Annotated in this window: 2 protein-coding genes; both read left to right on the top strand. The window is 73.0% G+C overall.

Annotated features, from left to right (window positions below; genetic code table 11):
* Nucleotides 1-181: 181 nt before the first annotated feature.
* A complete protein-coding gene (locus tag ACWCPW_RS52030) occupies nucleotides 182-394 on the top strand; it encodes a hypothetical protein (RefSeq protein WP_449768696.1) in 213 nt (70 codons plus the stop codon).
* 77 nt (nucleotides 395-471) lie between these two features.
* Entirely contained in the window at nucleotides 472-1,104 is a 633-nt protein-coding gene (locus ACWCPW_RS52035; RefSeq protein WP_449768697.1) for a hypothetical protein, read from the top strand.
* Nucleotides 1,105-1,200: the final 96 nt, after the last annotated feature.

A 1,200-nucleotide genomic window follows, 5' to 3' on the forward strand; every position in this document is an offset into this window, starting at 1 on the left:
ACGAAGCCACCACCGCGAACCAGGAACTCTGACGCGCCGAGGGCCCGCTGCTCGACCACGAGGGGAGCGCGGGCCCGACGCCGGACCCGGGGGGGGTGGGACCGGACCAGGGACGCTACGCCCGACATCGGACAAACGCCACACCTTGATCAATACGAGACCAGAGCGAAACGAGAGCGACATGAGCATCGACCTCATCAACGGCATCGCCACGACGATCCTCGCCGGCCTGGCGCTGGTCGCGATCATCCGCCTGCTGTGCCGCGTCGACATCTTGGAGCGGCAAGCCAAGGAGACCGAGACCCACTTCGCGGCGCTCGTCGAGATCGTCGACGGCCTGCGCGCCGACGTTCGGCAACTCCAGCGCGACCGCGACGGCATCAGCCCCGAGTAGGCACGAAGAAGGCCCCCGATCCCTCGGGGGCCCACGGTCCTGCGTCGCACCCGGACCGTACCGCCCCGGAGGCCACCGTGCAGCACCACGACAACGCCGACACGACCACCGACACCGAACAGCCCACCTGCCCCAGCCACAAGCGCCGCCCCGGCGAACCCGTGTGGTGCGCAGACTGCCGCGACGAACTCGCCACCCTGGTCTGGCGGCTGCCCACCCAACACGACGCACTCCTGGCGGCAGCCGACGGACAGGCCACCCGCGGCGCCGTCGGCCGCGGCGGAACCCGCGTCGACCCGCCCTCGCCGAGCCCCGAGTTCGACGCCGCCGACGAGATGGACACCGTGCTCGCCGAGTGGGCCGCGGCCTGGCTCGACCACCTCGGCAGCGGCGAGGTCCGCGGACGCACCACCGGCTGGGCGGCGCGCGTGCTGGGCGACACCCGCGGCGGGCGCGACGCCTGGGCCTGGTACCAAGCCGAAGACCTCGGCCGAGTGGTCCGCATGCTCGCCGGCGGCGCCCGCAGGCTGCTCGGCGGAACCGGCGACGTCGAGAAGATGCCGCTCCACGCACCCTGCCCCGGATGCCACACCGTCTCGCTCGTCCAGGAGGACGGCGAAGGCAAGATCACCTGCCGGCGATGCCCGCGGGTCGTGCCGATCGAGGAGTACCAGGGACTCGTCGCCCGGCTCCTCGGCGCCGCGGCGTGAACACCGGTGTCCCGGACGAGCCTGCCGCCCGTCCGGGACACTGACGCCATGGCCGCCCACCGCCCCCAAGTCCGCGTCACCCAGCCCCGCGGAGGC

It is taken from the genome of Embleya sp. NPDC001921, from assembly GCF_053594475.1.